This is a genomic window from Helicobacter mesocricetorum (genome assembly GCF_900198605.1).
GTDB lineage: Bacteria > Campylobacterota > Campylobacteria > Campylobacterales > Helicobacteraceae > Helicobacter_D > Helicobacter_D mesocricetorum.
Genome location: NZ_FZPJ01000014.1, coordinates 1 through 18,969, shown reverse-complemented (window position 1 = coordinate 18,969; position 18,969 = coordinate 1). Strand labels below are relative to the sequence as shown.

At 35.5% G+C, this 18,969-nt stretch carries 14 protein-coding genes; 11 read left to right on the top strand and 3 right to left on the bottom strand.

Going from position 1 to position 18,969, the window contains the following annotated elements:
• The first annotated feature begins 74 nt into the window (after positions 1–74).
• Positions 75–2,690 carry a flagellar hook-associated protein FlgL gene (flgL, locus tag C6H18_RS03970; RefSeq protein ID WP_104721822.1) on the top strand — a complete coding sequence of 872 codons (2,616 nt, stop codon included), beginning with the start codon at positions 75–77 and terminating at the stop codon, positions 2,688–2,690.
• 602 nt (positions 2,691–3,292) lie between these two features.
• On the opposite strand, the gene acnB is transcribed toward flgL, so the two are convergent.
• On the bottom strand, positions 3,293–5,842 hold the full coding sequence (gene acnB, locus C6H18_RS03965; RefSeq protein WP_104721821.1) for a bifunctional aconitate hydratase 2/2-methylisocitrate dehydratase: 2,550 nt from the start codon (positions 5,840–5,842) through the stop codon (positions 3,293–3,295).
• 219 nt (positions 5,843–6,061) lie between these two features.
• Between acnB and cysK the strand changes: the two genes are divergently transcribed.
• Positions 6,062–6,982, top strand: coding sequence for a cysteine synthase A (gene cysK / locus C6H18_RS03960; RefSeq protein ID WP_104721820.1), 921 nt, complete (start codon positions 6,062–6,064; stop codon positions 6,980–6,982).
• On the opposite strand, the gene truA is transcribed toward cysK, so the two are convergent.
• Positions 6,979–7,698 carry a tRNA pseudouridine(38-40) synthase TruA gene (truA, locus tag C6H18_RS03955; protein ID WP_104721819.1) on the bottom strand — a complete coding sequence of 240 codons (720 nt, stop codon included), beginning with the start codon at positions 7,696–7,698 and terminating at the stop codon, positions 6,979–6,981. The genes cysK and truA overlap by 4 nt on opposite strands.
• Positions 7,698–8,729, bottom strand: a complete 1,032-nt coding sequence (locus tag C6H18_RS03950; RefSeq protein ID WP_104721818.1) for an LptF/LptG family permease — start codon at positions 8,727–8,729, stop codon at positions 7,698–7,700. Before C6H18_RS03950 ends, truA begins: the two co-directional genes overlap by 1 nt.
• A 90-nt stretch (positions 8,730–8,819) precedes the next feature.
• Between C6H18_RS03950 and C6H18_RS03945 the strand changes: the two genes are divergently transcribed.
• From C6H18_RS03945 to polA, 9 genes are all read left to right on the top strand, one after another.
• On the top strand, positions 8,820–9,755 hold the full coding sequence (locus C6H18_RS03945) for a radical SAM protein (protein WP_104721817.1): 936 nt from the start codon (positions 8,820–8,822) through the stop codon (positions 9,753–9,755).
• 47 nt (positions 9,756–9,802) lie between these two features.
• A complete protein-coding gene (locus tag C6H18_RS03940) occupies positions 9,803–10,894 on the top strand; it encodes an NAD(P)-dependent alcohol dehydrogenase (RefSeq protein WP_104721816.1) in 1,092 nt (363 codons plus the stop codon).
• A 219-nt stretch (positions 10,895–11,113) separates the two neighbouring features.
• Positions 11,114–12,088, top strand: a complete 975-nt coding sequence (locus C6H18_RS03935; protein WP_104721815.1) for an ABC transporter substrate-binding protein — start codon at positions 11,114–11,116, stop codon at positions 12,086–12,088.
• 4 nt (positions 12,089–12,092) lie between these two features.
• Positions 12,093–12,857 (top strand): ABC transporter permease, encoded by a 765-nt coding sequence (locus tag C6H18_RS03930; protein WP_158654865.1) that lies wholly within the window; start codon positions 12,093–12,095, stop codon positions 12,855–12,857.
• A gap of 9 nt (positions 12,858–12,866) precedes the next feature.
• The gene (locus tag C6H18_RS03925) at positions 12,867–13,622 is read left to right on the top strand and encodes an ABC transporter ATP-binding protein (protein WP_104721813.1); all 756 of its coding nucleotides are present in this window, start codon (positions 12,867–12,869) and stop codon (positions 13,620–13,622) included.
• 78 nt (positions 13,623–13,700) lie between these two features.
• The gene (locus tag C6H18_RS03920; RefSeq protein WP_104721812.1) at positions 13,701–14,231 is read left to right on the top strand and encodes an OsmC family protein; all 531 of its coding nucleotides are present in this window, start codon (positions 13,701–13,703) and stop codon (positions 14,229–14,231) included.
• Positions 14,232–15,296 (top strand): acyl-CoA dehydrogenase family protein, encoded by a 1,065-nt coding sequence (locus C6H18_RS03915; RefSeq protein WP_104721811.1) that lies wholly within the window; start codon positions 14,232–14,234, stop codon positions 15,294–15,296. It begins immediately after the preceding gene.
• 91 nt (positions 15,297–15,387) lie between these two features.
• Positions 15,388–16,122, top strand: coding sequence for a TerC family protein (locus C6H18_RS03910; protein WP_104721810.1), 735 nt, complete (start codon positions 15,388–15,390; stop codon positions 16,120–16,122).
• 4 nt (positions 16,123–16,126) lie between these two features.
• A complete protein-coding gene (polA, locus tag C6H18_RS03905; protein WP_104721809.1) occupies positions 16,127–18,811 on the top strand; it encodes a DNA polymerase I in 2,685 nt (894 codons plus the stop codon).
• The last annotated feature ends 158 nt before the right edge of the window (positions 18,812–18,969 follow it).

Genomic DNA, 18,969 nt, shown 5'->3' with positions numbered 1-18,969 from the left:
TTGATACTTTTCTTAAGAACATAAGAAACCAAAAGTTTCAAATCCAAATGTTTAAGGATATACAAGGATATACTATGCGAATAGGTTTAGCTTCAACTTACACGATGTATCAATATCACCAAAAAACCTCAAAAAGCGGTTTAGATGATGCGATGTCGCAAATACAATCTGGCTTAAAAATCCAATATGGCTATCAAGATACTAGCACCTTCAATAAAACCCTCACACTTGATTACAACATTACAACCCTAGAGCAAAGCAAAAGTATTGCCAATAATGCTTTAACTTACACAAATAATACAGATACTGCTCTAAAAGATCTCGTTTCTAATATGACAAATTTTAAAACTAAGCTTATTCAAGGTGGTAATGATATTCATAGCGAAACTTCAAGACAGGCAATCGCTAAAGACTTAAGAGCTATTAGAGACCATTTCTTATCTATTGCTAACACCTCTATTGGAGGGGAATTTATCTTTGGAGGAACTGCAACAACTATTCCACCTTTTAACCCAAATGGCACTTATAATGGAAACAATGCTACTTTAAACGCTCTCATAGGTTCTAATAACTCTATTCCTTACAACATAACAGGGGAAGAGTTATTTTTTGGTTCGGATAATGATACCCACAGAATCATTTCAACCAATATTCCCAAATTTAATCAAAGAGAACTACACCCCAAAATTATGGATCCAAACCATCCAACAGGACAAGGCAGAGAAGTCTATATTACCGCAGAAGATACCATTAGGGATTTAGTAGGAGATGATGATAGTAACCCAGACAATGATCTTCGAGAAGTCTTTTATATTACCGGGAGAAAAGCCGATGGAACCGCATTCAAAGCAAAATTCCCTATGGATACAACCTCTCGAGTCCAAGATCTCTTAGATAGAATCGGCAGAGAGTTTGGAAACACAGAATCTAGCAAAGTTGTCGAAGTAAGCCTTAATAAATGGGGACAAATTGAAATCAAAGACCTAACAAGCGGACGATCCAATATTGAGTTTTCTATGATTTCCTCTAAGTGGGAAGATCCTGATAATAGAGCGGCAAATGGTGGAGATGGAATAGGATTTTCAAACCTCAATAGAGCTGGTGTTGCGGGAGTGAAGATTAATACCTATGTGCAAAGCCCATTTTTAAATGACTTTAATCACTTTAGAACCATTGGCGTAAGAGATATTAACGACCATAGAATGCATCCCTTGCCTACAACTTTTAGGACAGAAGACAATAAAATTGCCACAACCTCTACACTCCTTAGAAATGTTTTACCACCTGAGGCTACACAGATTGAATTAGATGGTTTTAGAGGAAATACCGCTTTAGATACACCCGGAGCTGATATTAATCCGCCAGTAATATTGCCAGTTACCGCTACGACTACCATACAGGATTTAATGGATCAGATTAGAATAGTTTATGGAGAAAATGGAAATGTTGATGTGCAATTCTCCAATGGTCAAATTACCGTAGTGGATAATAATGTCTCCAGAAGAACTCCAGCAGATAGCGAAGATTCACCCTTTACGGGTAGTAGTTCTTTAAGATTGTTTATTACTACACAAAATGCAGCTGGTCAAACAGTAAATGGCTTTAGGTATGATTATGCCACAGAATATGATAGGGTAAATTTTAGCAAAGATGGTGCAAAGCTTACCTCTAATGTCTCCCAAATAATCCGAGATTCTAATAAATACGCCACAATGGAGACAAAACTCACAGAAGTCGCAGGAGCAAGTCTTGAGGGACATACTTATAACTTTAAAGTCAAAGATATCAATGGAACTCCTATTGAGGGAAGAATAGAGCTAAGACAAGCAGGGAGTGTAATGATTATCACCTCCCCTACACAAATCAATAATCACAATGTTACTAACATAGAAATTCCCATTTTAAACCCCAATGGTAATCCTCCACAAGTCAATAATACGATAACACCAGCCAATGAAGTTACCTATCGACAATTAGCAGATACTCTAGGGATTGTTATGAATCTCTCTAATTCCAATCAGGCGGACTTACAAAATGTCTTTGCTGCCAATGCAGATTACACTAATGCAACGACTAAAGCTTCTTATGAAAAGCTTATTTCAGATTCTAAGGGTTATGCCTCCATTGGTTTAAATATTAATGGACAATTAGAAATAAAAGATCTAAACCATTCTGCCACAAGAATGGACTTTATGCTCTATGATAACAACGCAAATAGCTTTAGGCTTGATCCCAATGGAACTGGAAGAGTAAATACCACCAATCGTCCCGCATTGACCTTTCAGGCTAATAATGCGGTTATTGCCGATGACCCGCATATTAACTTCTTCCAACAAATTGATACCATCATTAAAGCCTTAGAAGATGGCGTTTATAGACCCGGAGAAAATTCAAACTATGGAGATATTATGAGAAATCCCGGAATCCAAAATGGAATTACCGCTTTTGATCATTTAGCCAATCACATCAACAAATCCCATACTAAAAATGGTTCGCAAGGGAGTGCCTTTAAATATTCTGTTCAAAGGACTGAAATGTTAATCGTCCAAGCAAAAACAGCGCGTTCAGAGACGATTGATATAGACTTCGCCGATACTTCTCTTAAATTCTCCCAATTAAGTCTTAATTACCAAGCTATGCTCTCAACTATTGGCAAAATCTCTCAACTCTCTCTTGTTAATTATATTTAATCCCTAGATTCTTGAGATTCTCAAGCTTTCTAGGCTTCTTCTCACCCCTAAAGCATTTATTTCTAAGCCTAAATCCTTGTCTTTTTTGCAATCTTATTTATTTTTATAGTTTGCTCTAAACTTAATACCCTATCTTTTAGTAGGGTGCATAAGCTTTTAGTGTTTTGTATGAAAGTAAAACCTTTAATTCTATGATTACCGCTTTTGTGTTTTTGATATTTCTTTTCAAAGCATTCCCAAGAAGTCCTAAGAAGTCCTAAAAAAACCTAAGAAATCATTGACACTATAAATTTACTTTTTAATAACACTCCCCCTATCTCTCTTAATATCTTTTTTATTTCTGCTTCATTTTTATTTACTCCTCCTCACTACTCTAAAGATAAGTCTCCTCTCTCCCTTAACTATTAAATCGATGAGTTTTGCTTCATTATCCTACCCCTCTTATCTCGCCCCAAAGCAACCTCTAAGCCTAAAAGTCTGATTTAAGATATTAATGCTAACTAAATAATAGATTCTTTGCAGAAATTATTACACTAATCAAAGCTAAATTTAGATTTTTGTAGAAACAAAAGTAGGATTCCTACTTTTGTTAATGCAGAAGATTAATAAAGGGTAAAATTACTAAGTAGATTAAAGTTTAAATAAGAATAAATTTGCTCATTCTTGCCCTCTAGCTTTTTAGGGATTAAACTTAAATACTCCTCTTTGTTAGGAATCTTACCAAGCAATGCACAAAGAGCTGCTAACTCTGCACTCCCTAAATATACTTTTGCACCCTTACCCATACGATTGTCAAAGTTTCTTGTAGAGGTTGAAAACACCACAGCATTATCCCTAACCCTTGCTTGATTTCCCATACATAAACTACACCCGGGCATTTCAATCCTAGCCCCAGCAGCTCCAAAGAGTGAATAATACCCCTCTTGGGTTAATCGCTGTGCGTCCATTTTGGTAGGTGGTGCGACCCAAAGTGTGGTAGGGACCATTCCCTCATCTCTTAAAATCTCTCCTAAAGCACGATAATGCCCGATATTTGTCATACAACTTCCGACAAAAACCTCATCAATCTTATGCGGACGATTAGAATCCGCTAATATCTCACTTAGGGTTGCGACATCATCAGGATCATTTGGACACGCCAAAATAGGCTCTGTAATTTCATTTAAATTAATCTCAATCACAGCGGCATATTCGGCATTAGAATCCGCTTTTAAAAGCACAGGATTATCAATCCATTTTTGCATTTTCTCCGCCCGTCTTTGCAAGGTTTCAGCATTTTGATAACCCGCTTTTATCATAGATTGGATAAGTGTGATATTGGATTTCAAATACTCAATGATAGGCTCTTTATCTAAAGCCACACTACAAGCCGCCGCACTTCTTTCCGCACTTGCATCACTAAGCTCAAAGGCTTGTTCTACTTTGAGGTTTGGCAAACCTTCAATTTCAAGAATCTTTCCGCTAAAGATATTTTTCTTGCCTTGTTTAGCAACAGTCAATAAGCCTTGCTTAATCGCATAATAAGGAATAGCATTGACTAAATCCCTCAAAGTAATGCCCGGTTGCAACTCCCCGCTAAATCTCACAAGCACAGATTCTGGCATATCAAGAGGCATAGAGCCTGTTACTGCGGCAAAGGCTACCAAGCCACTACCAGCAGGGAAGCTAATGCCAATAGGAAAACGCGTATGGGAATCCCCACCTGTCCCAATAGTATCGGGCAACACCATACGATTAAGCCAAGAGTGAATCACTCCATCGCCCGGTCTTAAAGCTACTCCACCGCGACTACTCATAAACTGCGGTAAAGTGGCTTGGAGATTCACATCAGCGGGTTTTGGATATGCCGCAGTATGGCAAAAGCTTTGTAGCACGAAATCCGCACTAAAGCCTAAAGATGCAAGCTCTTTTATCTCATCTCTTGTCATTGCCCCTGTGGTATCTTGACTCCCAACCGTGGTAACTAATGGCTCGCAATAAGTCCCGGGCAACACTCCCTCTACCCCGCAAGCTCTACCTACCATTTTTTGCGCTAGAGTATAACCTTTTGCTTGAGAACTAGCCGCTAAAGGTTTGGTAAAAATCTCCTCTTTAGGCATTCCTAAAGCCTCTCTAGCCTTAGCGGTTAAACCTCTACCAATAATGAGATTAATCCTGCCCCCTGCCCTTATTTCATCAGCCAAAGTATTGGGCTTTAAATCAAACTTTGAAACCACTTGATTGTTTTTATGAATCTCACCTTTGAAAGGATAAATATCAATCACATCTCCTTCATTAAGCTCTAACACTGGGGCTACGATAGGCAAACAACCACTATCCTCACAGGTATTAAAGAAAATAGGTGCAACCACGCTACCAATCACCAAGCCACCTGCTTTTTTGTTTGGTATATAAGGAATCTCTCGCCCCATATGCCACACCAAAGAATTACAAGCAGATTTCCTAGAGCTACCTGTCCCTACAACATCCCCGACATAGACCAAAGGATAGCCTTTCTTTTTGAGCTCTTCGATTCTTCCAAAGGCATTTTGCGTTCTATTTTTTAGCATTGCTTGTGCGTGAAGGGGTATATCACTACGCGTAAAGGCATCACTAGCAGGGCTTAAATCATCGGTATTTGTCTCTCCATCAATCTTAAACACCACTGCAGTAATTTTCTCCGCTAATGGCTCTTTGCTCAAAAACCATTCGGCATTTGCCCAAGATTCTAAAACTTCTTTTGCATAAGCATTACTTTTACTTAGAGTTACAATCTCATTAAAAGCATCATAAACCAACAAAATATGCTTTAGTGCATTTGCCGCTTCTTGTGCTACTTCAGAATCTTGACTTTTAAGAGCATTTACCAAAGGATTGATGTTATAACCCCCAAGCATACTTCCTAAAAGCTTGATGGCAAGAGTTTTAGAAATCAAGCCAATAGAAACCTTGCCCTCTACAATATCACTTAAAAATTCCGCCTTAACCTTCGCCGCCTCATCAACACCCGGAGAAACACGATGAGAAAGTAACTCTACCAACTCTTTGTTTTGCTCACCTTGCTTTAACAAAGCAATCACCTCACCTACCTGCTCTTTTGTCAGCGGAAGAGGAGGAACATTTTGCTTGGATCTTTGCTCAACTTGCTTTTGGTATTCTTCAAAAAAACTCATATCATCTCCTTAAAAATTCACTATTTGTAGCTAAAATCATACAAAAACTTTGGATAAATATTTTTTAAACTTTAAGCCATTTTTTGAATTTGTTTCATTACTAGCACAACATAATAGCTAAAAAAACATTTTTGCAAAGATTTTTTTCTTTGATATTGACAAAGTAAAATAAATTACGATAGTATGTTACGCTTTTACACTAAATTATAAGGAGAATAAATGAAAGTTGCAGAATCTATTATGCAAATAATTGGCAATACCCCTTTATTAAAGTTACAAAATTTATCCAAAGAATGTAATGCGAATATCTATGGAAAATGCGAATTTCTAAACCCTAGCGGTTCCGTAAAAGATAGGATTGGATTAGGAATGATTGAGGATGCGCTCCAAAAGGGAATTATTAACCAAGACACAACCCTTATTGAACCAACTAGCGGAAACACAGGAATCGCTCTTGCTAGTATCTGTGCGGCAAAGGGCATTAAGCTTATCCTTACTATGCCAAGCTCTATGAGTATTGAACGTAGAAAACTCTTGAGTATTTTAGGGGCTACTTTAGAACTCACTCCTGCAGAACTTGGAATGAAAGGAGCTGTGAATAAAGCCATAGAATTACAAAAAACAATCCCCAATAGCCTCATCTTACAACAATTCCAAAATCCTTCTAACCCCGCTTTCCACAAAAAAACTACTGCTGTGGAAATCCTAGAAGCGCTCGATAACAAAATCGATATTTTCATTAGTGCCGTAGGGACAGGTGGAACACTAACAGGAGTGGGCGAAGTCTTAAAGGCAAAAGTTCCAAATGCCAAAGTCATAGCCGTAGAGCCTATTAACTCTCCTGTGCTTAGTGGAGGACAGCCCGGACCCCATAAGATACAAGGCATTGGGGCAGGATTTATCCCTGACATACTTGATACAAACCTCATTGATGAGATTTTAAAAGTTGATGCTCAATGGGCAATGGAAGAGTCAAGAAAAGTCGCCAAAGCTGAGGGAATCTTTGTAGGAATCTCCACAGGAGCAAATCTTTGGGCTGCAAGAGAAATGGCGAAAAAATACCCTAATACTAATATCGTTACAATCCTTTGTGATACAGGTGAAAGATATTTAAGCACAGAATTATTTGACAATCTTTAATACTGAATAGAGCTTAAAAATAAACCCGCAGGAGGTGCGGGGATTTTAAAAATCTCTTCTCCTTCTAGCTGTCTCTTTAAATCCTCTAAAGTTAGTCTTTCTCTATCAATCTCTAATAAAAACCCTACCATTAACCGAATTTGAGAGCGTAAAAAACTATTTCCTAAGAAAGACAAGATATAAAAATCCCTGCTTTGGATTAATTTCACACGATAAATTTCACGCCAACAATTCTTGCTACCAGCACCTCCCTTTTTTCTAAAAGCCTTGAAATTATGTCTCCCCACAAAATAACCCATAGCCTCTTTCATTAAAGCTTCATTTTTTATCCTATGATAATGCGAAAACACAGAGCAAAAAGGGGAATAATGCTTAGATAATACATAGCAATATCTTCTTCTTTTTGCACTAAAACGCGCATTAAATGTTGGGCTTACCTCCCAAATTTGCTTAATCTTAATATAAGGATAGAGTTTAGCATTTAAAAGATTTTTTAATCCCTCTAAATGGCTATGAAAGGGAGGTATTTCTAAAGAAATTACTTGCCCACTAGAATGCACCCCTTTATCTGTCCTACCACTTCCTACAAAATGGCTAAAAATACCAACACTTGCAAAAGCTTCTTTAAGCGCATTGCTAATCGTATATTTTTGACTTTGGCTTTGAAACCCAAAAAACACAGAACCATTATAAGCAATCTTTATCGCAACAAACATTAATAATATCTACTTATCCACTGCTTATAACCCCAATAACCAAAAATAAACCAAACCACAGGAAGCACAGCTATACCAACCAAAGGCAATGTATTAGCCACTAAATAGACTAAACCATAAAAAATCGCTACGACGACCATAATCTGCAAAATTGTCCAGTTTTTTTGGTAACGAGGATTCTTAATCCCCAAAAGAGGGAAGTAAAAAAGGCTAACTAAAGGAAATAAAGAGATTAGAATATACATTGCAAGATTGCGTAAGACTTTTTTTTGTTTATCATTGGGGTAAAAAGCCTGTCTCCAATACTCTACAACCCCAAGATTTAAATCACTAATATACCCTACACTATTCCTTAAAATCAATTTTTGAAACTCGATTCTCTCTAGCATCTCCTCATCTTCTAAGCGATAAACCTTACCATCACTTAATATGGCTTCCATAACTCCTAAATAATTAATAATTTTCGCCTCTTTAGCAAAAATTAGCCCTCTTTCTTTTTCAAAAGAGAGTAAAACGATATTTTCATAAACATTTTCGTCTTTTTTATTCTTTTCTATATAAACTAGCCAATTCCCAAGTTTTTGCCCAAACTCCCCAGCTTGTAAATTAACATTAATATTATTCTTGCGCTCTTCAAAAAAATTCTTATAAGACAAATCACTCAAGGGTATCAAAATTAAAGAAAGAATAAAGAGGCTAAAAGTTGCCAAAAAGGCAATGGGAAAAAATATTTTCACAATCTCTTTAGGATTCATCCCTAAAGCAAATAAAACCGGAAGCTCATAATCAAAACTAAGGCGAGATAATGAAAGCACACAAGCAACAAAAAAACTCAAAGGCACAACAAAAAACATCATAGTAGGAAGAGTATAAAAATACAAAGAGAATAATTCAAAAAATCCTATTTTAATGATAAAGGTAACTTCAGCAATGCGAATAAACACAATCACAGAAGCAATAAAAAACAAAACTAGAAAAATAGGGAAAAAGAATTGTGCAAAACTTTGAAACAAAAAATTTTTAACTCTCAAAAAATATCCTAAAAACTTTATTAAGCCATTATTTTACACAAATTTCAAAAATAAGAATATAAAATACCAAAAACAGAAAAAGCAGGGAAAATGAATATTATTTTTGGACCCATACAATCCAGACGCTTTGGAGAATCCTTAGGGGTTGATTTATCCCCCCAAACCAAACAATGCAATTATGATTGCCTATATTGTGAGTTAGAGGGCAAAAAGGCACAGATGAGTATGCAAGAGGTTTTAAAAGTTGAGGATATTTTAACAGCTATCAAAGATGCGTTGAAAAAATATAAAAATATTCAATCTCTAACCATTACAGCCAATGGAGAACCAACACTATATCCTTATTTATACGAGCTTATGTTAAAGCTAGAAGACATTAAAGGAGATAGTCAAACTCTGCTTTTAACCAATGGTTCTTTGTTGTGGGATTTAAATATTTCAAAGGCTTGTTTGCTTTTTGATAAAGTAAAATTCTCCCTAGATGCTATCACTCAAGAGACTTTTAGAAAAATTGATAGACCTCTTAAAAATATAACTTTAGAAAAAATCTTAGCAGGAATCTACCAATTTAGTGCAGATTTTAGCGGGGAACTTTATGCAGAGATTTTATTTGTCAAAGGCATTAACGATACGATTTTAGAAGCGCAAAAAATGGCACAATTCCTTGCCTCAATGCGACTTAAAAGGCTTGATATAAGCACTATTGATAGACCACCTGCTTATGCGGTTAAGCCCCTTAGTTTAGAAGAATTACAAAAACTTGCCAATATATTCTATGCCTATAATCTCCCGGTTTTTCTCCCTACAAGAGTAAATCCCACAACTCCCAAAAACATAGATTTAACACAAGAACAAATCCTAAAAACCCTTGCTTTACGCCCAATGAGTATAGAAGATGTAAGAGGTTTATGGAGTGATTCCACCCAAACTTTATTACAAAACCTCATTTGCTCTAAACAAGTTATAAAAATCTCCCTTAATGGAGTAGAGTTTTATGACTTACCCAAAGGGCTTCATTCTAAATAAATCTCATCTTTAATATAATAAGATAAAACTTTTATAAAGGAATTTTTATGCTTTTAAAACAAAATCTAACACAAGCCAAAGATGGGCAGAGAATCTCTGCCAAAGGCTATGCTATCCAAACTAAAGATTCAAAATTTGAACACTTTAGCTTCACCCGACACGCATTAGGAGATTATGATATTTTAATCGAAATTTATTATGCAGGAATCTGCCATAGTGATATTCACTCTGCAAGGAGTGAGTGGCATAAGGGGATTTATCCAATGGTTCCCGGACACGAAATAGCAGGAAAAGTAGTAGCCATAGGCAAGAAAGTTAGCAAATTTCAAATCGGAGATAATGCAGGGGTTGGCTGTATGGTAAATAGCTGTGGAGAGTGTGAATCGTGCAAAAGATCCCAAGAACAATTTTGTGAAAAGGGCAAAATGGTGCTAACCTATGATTGCAAAGATTGTTTTCATAACGATGAACCTACTTATGGAGGATATTCTAACAATATTGTAGTGAGCGAAAAATTCGCCATCAAAGTGCCACAAAATGCCCCATTAGAAAAAGTAGCACCCCTACTTTGTGCAGGAATTACAACCTATTCTCCTTTAAAGTTTAGCCAAGTCAAACAAGGTGATAAGGTCGGAGTAGCTGGGTTTGGAGGACTTGGGGTAATGGCGGTTAAATATGCGATAAAAATGGGGGCAGAGGTTTCTATTTTTGCTAGAAACAAAAAGAAAGAAAAGGAAGCTTTAGCAATGGGGGCAAAAGCCCTTTATGATAACACTTCTAATATAGCAGAGAGATTTAATCTCATTATCTCCACCATCCCTACCGCTTATAATCCTATGGATTATGTAAAATTACTAAAATATGGTGGAGAATTAGCTATCGTAGGACTTCCTCCTACCAATGAGAGTATCAAAACAGATATGACAAGACTAATCTTTAATGCAGGGAAAAAAGTCTATGGCTCTATGATAGGGGGTATCCAAGAAACTCAGGAAATGCTTGATTTTTCACTCAAACACGAAATTTATCCCGAAATAGAAATCATTAAAGCTTGTGAAATCGATAAAGCCTATGAAAATCTCACAAATGGCACAGCAAAATTCCGCTATGTTATTGATATGAACACCTTAGAAACTTAAAGCATTCATATTAAAGAATCGCTTATTTCTTTATAATGAAGCCAAAACATTAGGGAAACTCTATTTTTACCCAAACAACAATAAACTAGAATTTTTAGGTAGATTTGGGTAAAAAAGTAACTTTATCTTGTTAAAAATCTTAAATTTTATATAAATACATATTGTATTTATATTTATAATATATAATTCAACCATTACAATCAATCATAAAGGATTTTTATGCACAGAAGAAATTTTTTATATCTTGCAAACACATTTTTCTTAGGGCTTAGTGGGCTAAATATACTTAATGCTAAAGACCTAAAGATAGACTTTGGAGGCATTAAAATTGGTTATTTACCCATAACTGATCATTTATTAGTTATTGCTAAGGCTTTGAAAAAAACCAACTTTACACCTATTAAGTTCTCCTCTTGGAGTGATTTAAGTGAAGCCCTACGCGCTAAAAGCATTGATGGGGCTTTTATTTTAACACCTTTAGCACTTAAGCTTGTCTCACAAAAAGTAAAGATTAAAGCGATTTTAGCAGCTCATAGAAATGGCTCTGCTCTAATTGTCAAAAAGGGATTAATACAACAAGACAATAAACCAGATATTTCCCTATTAAAAGGATTAAAAATCGCCATTCCTAGTAGATTCTCCACGCATTATTTACTATTAGCAGATTTCTTATCTCAAGGCAATCTCACTCCCAATGATGTAAAGCTCATTGATATGTCCCCACCCGAGATGGTTTCTGCGCTAAAGAATAAAAGTATTGATGGCTTTATCGTAGCAGAACCCTTTGGAATCGCCGCACAAACCTATAATATTGGAGATATTTTTATCCTCTCTAAAGATATTATCCCTAATCATATTTGCTGCTTACTGACTTTCCATACAGAAGTCCTACAAAATCAAAAACCTATAATTACAGCAATAACTAAGGATTTCCTAGAAACTGCTTTGTTTATACAAAAAGAACCCCAAAAAGCGGCGGAGATTTCAACCCAATTTTTAGGACAAAGACCTCCTTTAATCCAAAATTTATTGCTCCAAGACGATAGAGTTATTTATAGAAATCTTGCTATCACACAAGAAGATATTGCAAGGACTATTTCAGATATGCAAAAGTATAAGATAGAAAATCTTCAGCAAAATTTTGAAGACTTTGTAGATTCTAGTTTTATTCACAATGCTTTTTATAAGGATTAAGAAGATGAATAAAAAAAATATTGTTTTTAGGATTCTATCTTTAGTGCTTATTATAATGTTTTTGTTACTTTGGGAGTTTAGCACTCATAAAAGCTATTTAGAAGGGGGAGAAATCCCTCCTTTTAGTGTTGTTTTTCAAACCTTTATAGAGCTACTCCATAATGGAGTTATTGAAGAATCTATTCTTGATTCTTTAATCCGTTTTATCATAGGGCTTACCATAGGTTCAACTTTAGGGATTATCTTAGGATTACTGCTTGGTAGGTTTATCCCTTTAGAAATTACTTTAGAGCCTTTTATACAATTTTTTCGCCCCATTTCTCCTATTGCTTGGCTTCCCATCATTGTATTGTGGTTTGGCATTGGAGAATTAGGTTGTATCTTTATTATTGCTTATGCAGTATTTTTTCCTATATTATTATTAAGCATTAGTGGCGTTAGACAAATACAGCCTACACTCTTAATGATGGCAAATAATTTTGGAGCTAGTGAATGGATAATCTTTAGACATATCATTTTGCCCGGAGCCTTTGTATCTATTGCAAGTGGATTAAAGCTCGCCGCTTCCATTGCGTGGATACATCTTGTTGCTGGAGAAATGCTAGGGATTCAAAGCGGACTTGGTTATTTAATTATTGATGGTAGGAATTTATTGCGTATGGAAGTCGTTATTGTCGCAATGATATTAATAGGAATTTTAGGATTTTTACTCCATTATTTGTTTTCTATTTTAGAGCGGTATATTCGTTCAAAATTAGGTAGCCTCTAAAGGAATTAAATGATACAAATTAAAGACTGCTACAAAACTTTTGGCAACTATCAGGCTCTGGAAAATATCCATTTAAAGATTAATAAAGGAGAATTTATAGTTTTTCTTGGCGCAAGTGGATGTGGAAAAACGACTTTATTAAATATCATTGGAGGATTTGAGAGTTTTGATAAGGGGGAGATTATTATTGATAGTATCCCTTACACCCATAAAACAAAGCCCAAAGATTGCATTAAAATCTTCCAAGACTATGCCCTACTCCCGTGGAAAAATGCGCTAGATAATGTCCTCTTTGCGTTGCAAGCTAAAAACATACCAAAAAAGGAAGCTAAACAAATAGCGTTGCATTACCTAAAGCTTGTCCATTTAGACAAGTTTCAAGATAGATTTATTACCACTCTTAGCGGGGGACAAAAACAAAGGGTAGCCTTAGCAAGGGCATTATGTGTTAATCCCAATATTTTACTCCTTGATGAACCCTTTAGTGCCTTAGATAACTTCACAAGGAATACCCTACAAAACGAGCTTTTAAATATCTCCAAAACGCTCAAAACTACAATGATCTTTGTAACTCACGATATAGAAGAAGCTATATTTTTAGGCGATAGGGTAATTATTATGTCTCCAAATCCGGGTAAAATAGTCGCCGATATACCTATAAAAATCAATAAGATTGACAGATATGGATTGGATTTTTTAGACCTCAAGCGCGAAATTGGAGCATATTTAAAAACCTATCGCTTTGATATGAATTATGTGATATAAAGGCGTTAAACCCAAAAAGATTAGAATTGCCACTAGTTTTTTTGGGTTTAACCCAAATTTATTATTTAAGGATATATTATGAAACCTGTTGAAACAAGCTGCACAAGATTAGACCCTATCGACAAAGCGGGTTTGGAAGAGTTAATCAAGTCTGGAAAAGCAAATCCTAATGTTATTAAAACCCTCAAATGTAAAACCATAGCAGAAGGTAGATTTAGACACGCAAATTATATTCGCAATCTTCCGGCTTATATCGTTGATGAACCACCAACACTTTTAGGAGATGATACAGCACCAAACCCTAGTGAAGCCGTCTTAGCTGCTCTTGGAAGTTGTTTAGCTGTTGGGATTCACGCCAATGCTATCGCACAAAACATTGTGATTACCAAACTAGAATTAGAATTAGAAGGAGACTTAAATATCACTGCTGTATGGGGGACAGGAGACCTATCAGAAGATAAACCTTTAGGCTTTACAGATATTCGCGTTAAGGTAGTTTTAGAATCTAATGCCGATGAAGCTACACAAAAGAAGCTCATTGCACACGCAACAAAATACTCTCCCGTAGCCAATACCATTTTGCGCGTTGTCAATCTTGAGGTTTCTTAAATGCTAGAATCTATACTCAAAGAATTAAAGGGGCGGACTTTAGAAATCCATAAAGGATTTTACCCCAAAGAGACGCTTCAAAAACTAGGAGAATATGGATTTTACACAACTATGGAGAATCATTATAGCCTCCATAACTCCATACAAACCATAATGGAAGTCTCTAAAATATGTGGCAATACAGGCTTTTGCCTATGGTGTCAAAAAATACTTATTTGGTATTTAAAACACTCTAGCCACATTGACCGCTCCCTTTATTATAGAGCTATCAAAGGAGAAATTTTAGGTGGCACTGGTCTTTCTAATCCTATTAAATCTTTTGCAAAAATAGAATCTATTAAGCTTAAAGCCAAAAGGGTAGAAGGAGGATTTATCCTAAATGGGGTGCTACCTTATGTTTCAAATATCGATTGGGGGCATTATTTTGGAATTATTGCCTCTATCGATTCTACCAATCCCCAAGATTTTGTAATGGGACTTGTGGTTTGTGATGAAAATCGAGGCATTAAACTTAAAGAAAAGCTCAATTTCTGCGCTTTAGAGGGTTCTTCAACTAAAAGTGTCGTCTTAAAAGACTATTTTTTAGATGAGACGATGATTCTTAGCAATCCAGCCTCTGCATTATTGCCTAAAATAATGCCGGGATTTGTGCTTTTACAAGCAGGAATAGGATTAGGCTTAGTCCATTGTGCCTTAGAAATGATAGAATCCCAACAAGAAACTAAAGGCAACATTAATAGCTATCTTCCCTTTGATACTCTCAAAAAAGAGTATAAAAAACTCCTTAACCTTTCTCAATTCTTAAGCCATACCCCCTATGGAAGCCATAAAATACCCGCCAATATCACACAGCTTGACAAAGATTTCTTTGCTTGTGTCTTAAACCTTAAAGCCGATATTGCAAATCTTGCGATAGAAAGTGCCAAAACTTGTATGCTAACCTATGGGACAAAGGGTTATTTAGAAGGCTCAAAGGCTCAAAAATTACTTTTAGAATCTTATTTTGTCGCAATGGTAACCCCATCAACTAAACACATTGCTAAATTACTCCATACACTTTATTAAAATAATTTAGCAATTCCTACATACAAGATTCCTAAGAAAAGTCTATAAAGGAATAATGTATAATCCCACCATTTCTCACAGAAGGAACGCAATGTTTGAATGGATATTTAGCCTAGAGATGTGGTTAGCTTTAGCAACTTTAAGTGCCTTGGAGATTGTCTTAGGGATTGATAATATTATTTTTATCGCTATTTTAGTAAGCAAACTTCCAGAAAAAAATCGCCAAAAAGCTAGAATTCTTGGTTTAAGTTTAGCGATGATAACAAGACTTTTATTGCTCCTCTCACTTTTTTGGATTATGAAACTCACTACTCCACTTTTCACACTCCTCTCACAAGAGATTTCAGGAAGAGACATTATTTTAATCTTAGGGGGATTATTCCTAATTGCCAAATCCACACTAGAAATTCATAATGATATAGAAAACAAAGAAGATAAAAACCAACATTCCCCTAAAGAGATTGCCAAAACGGGATTTTTAAGCATTTTAATCCAAATTGCCATTTTAGACATTGTTTTTTCTTTAGATTCTGTTATCACCGCTGTTGGAATGGTAAATAATATTGAAATTATGATGCTTGCTGTGATTATTGCCGTTGTGATTATGATGTTTGCTAGTAAAAGTATTTCAGAATTTGTAGAAAACAACCCCACCATTAAGATTCTAGCATTAGCCTTTCTCATTTTAGTAGGTGTTACGCTTGTTGCAGAAGGTTTAGAATTCCATATTTCCAAAGGCTATATTTACTTTGCGATGGCATTCTCCCTTGGTGTTGAATCCATTAATATCTATATTAGAAAAAAACATTCTCTCTTAAAAAGGTAGCTTTATGAAAACCCTAACAATCATTGATACTTTTGGATTTTTTTTTAGAAGCTATTTCGCACTACCCCCGCTTAAAAACCACGAAGGATTCCCAACAGGGCTTTTAACAGGATTTGCAAAGCTCATTATACAAATTCATAGGGATTACCCAAAGGATTATCTAGTCTTTGCGCTTGATAGCGGTGGGGAAAATTTTCGTAAAAGCATAGATCCAAATTACAAAGCCAATCGCCCAGAAGTCCCTAATGATTTAAAGCTCCAACTAGAAGTAGCGATTAAATGGGTGGAAGATATGGGATTTAAAAATATTAGCATTGAAGGCTATGAAGCCGATGATATAATCGCCTCTATCAATAAACAAGCCAATAAACTCAATATCAATGTCCGCATTATTAGCCACGATAAGGATTTATACCAGCTCATTGATGGCGATACCTTTCTTTTTAATCCTAGTAAAAAAGAAGAAATTAGAGAGGAAGAATGTATCGCTAAATATGGAATCACTCCTAAGCAATTCATTGATTATCAAAGCATCGTAGGAGATAGCTCTGATAATGTTCCAGGCATTAAAGGGATTGGCGCAAAAGGTGCAGCTGCCCTACTTCAGGAATTCCAAGATTTAGATTCTATTTATAATAACATTCAAAACATCGAATCCAAACGCACAAGAGAGCTTTTATTGCAAAGCAAAGAAGACGCCTATCGTAGCAAAAAACTCGTAACCCTAAGGGATGATTTATTAGAAGATCTAGACTTAAGCGAATGTGAAATGCCTCAAGATTCCCCCTTACTTAATATCGTTGATTCCCTAAAGCAATATGATTTAAATAGTATCTTAAAAAAACTCAATAAAAATCCCATTAATAAGAAAAAAATCATACAAAGACAAAAAGATCAAGGCAATATTCCCAAACATTTCAACTACCAATCCCATTTGATAGATACTGACAAAAAGCTACAAGAGATTATGCAAAGCCTCACCGAGCAAACCATTATTGCCTTTGATACAGAAACCACCTCTTTAGATATTAAAGAATCCAAAATTGTTGGTTTCTCTTTTAGCATTGATGGGATAAATGCCTATTATGTCCCTATCGCACACAATTACTTAGGCGTTGGCGATCAAGTAAGTTTGCAATGCGCTAAAGCCTTTATCCAAAAAGTCTTTGAATGCCGCTTTGTGATTGGGCATAATTTAAAATACGACTTAGAAATCTTGCAAACAAATTTTGATTTTACCCCTAAAAACTTCTCAAACATTAAAGATAGTATGCTTCTTGCGTGGCTTTTACATAGCGATTCCCTTTGTAATTTGGATTTCTTAATGAAAAAATATTTCAATCACGAAATGATTCATTACAAAGACATTGTGCATAAAAACGAAAATTTCTCCCAAATCCTCATACAAAATGCCGTGCAATACGCAAGTGAAGATGCAGCAGCTTGTTACCAACTCTATTTTAAAATTTATAATCTACTAGAAGAAACGATTTTAGAAGTGGCTAATAAAATTGAATTTCCTTTTATACAAAGTCTAATTAATATGGAAACCATCGGAATTAAGCTTGATTTGGACTTTTTTCAAAACCTTAAAAACGAATCCAAAGAAAGACTTTACCAAATCTCTGAAGAAATCTTCAAAATTGCCAACAAACGTTTCAACCTAAACTCTCCCCAGCAACTTGCCATTATCCTCTTTGAAGATTTAAACTTGCAAGCAGGCAAAAAGACAAAATCAGGATATAGCACTTCTGAAATCGTGTTAAACTCCCTTTATCACTCCCACCCAATTATCCCAAAAATCTTAGAATACCGAGAGCTTTTCAAGCTTTATAGCACCTATATCGAACCTCTTATGCAACACGCAAAATTGGATAAAGAGCATAGAATCTATACTTCTTTTATGCAAACAGGGACTAGCACAGGAAGATTAAGCTCAAAAAATCCAAATCTACAAAATATCCCTGTAAAAACAGCTCAAGGCAGACGCATAAGGGCAGGTTTTATCGCTAAAGAAAACCATCTTTTACTAAGCTTAGATTATTCACAAATCGAATTACGACTTTTAGCGCATTTCTCTGAAGATAAGGCAATGCTAGAAGCCTTTTTAAAAGATGCCGATATTCACCTAGAGACGGCTAAAAAAATCTTTGGCGAAGAACAAGCACACCATAAACGTTCTATCGCAAAGAGTATTAATTTTGGTCTTATCTATGGAATGGGTCCTAAAAAACTCTCTGAAACCCTTAATATTAGCTTCTCTGATGCAAAAACTTATATACAAAATTACTTTGAATCCTTCCCAACCGTCAAAGATTTTCTGAAAAATCAAGAAAATTTTATTTTAGAAAATGGTTATTCCAAAACCCTATTAGGAAGAGTGAGAAAATTTGACTTTAAAGACGCACAAGAATACCAAAAAGCTGCCTTTTTACGCGAAGGGATTAATGCTATTTTTCAAGGAAGCGCAGCAGATATTATCAAAATGTCTATGAACGCCCTAACCCAAGCGAAACTTGAAGCAAAACTGCTTTTACAAGTGCATGATGAGCTAATCTTTGAATGCCCAGAGGATTTAGTAGATTCACAAGGGAATATTATTAAAGAAATTATGGAAAACATAGCAACCTTAAAAGTCCCACTCAAATGTAGCGTCAATAGTGGCAAAAATTGGGGAGAGTTAAAATAACCATTAACTTCCTCTTTGCATAATCTTTTGTTATAAACTAGCTATCACCCGCCTCTAAGTAATCCCCTATCAATCAATGGCATTAAAACACTTCCCACTATAAAACTCCAAAGAATCCACAAATAATCTTAAATTTATTTTTATATTTATTTAAGTAA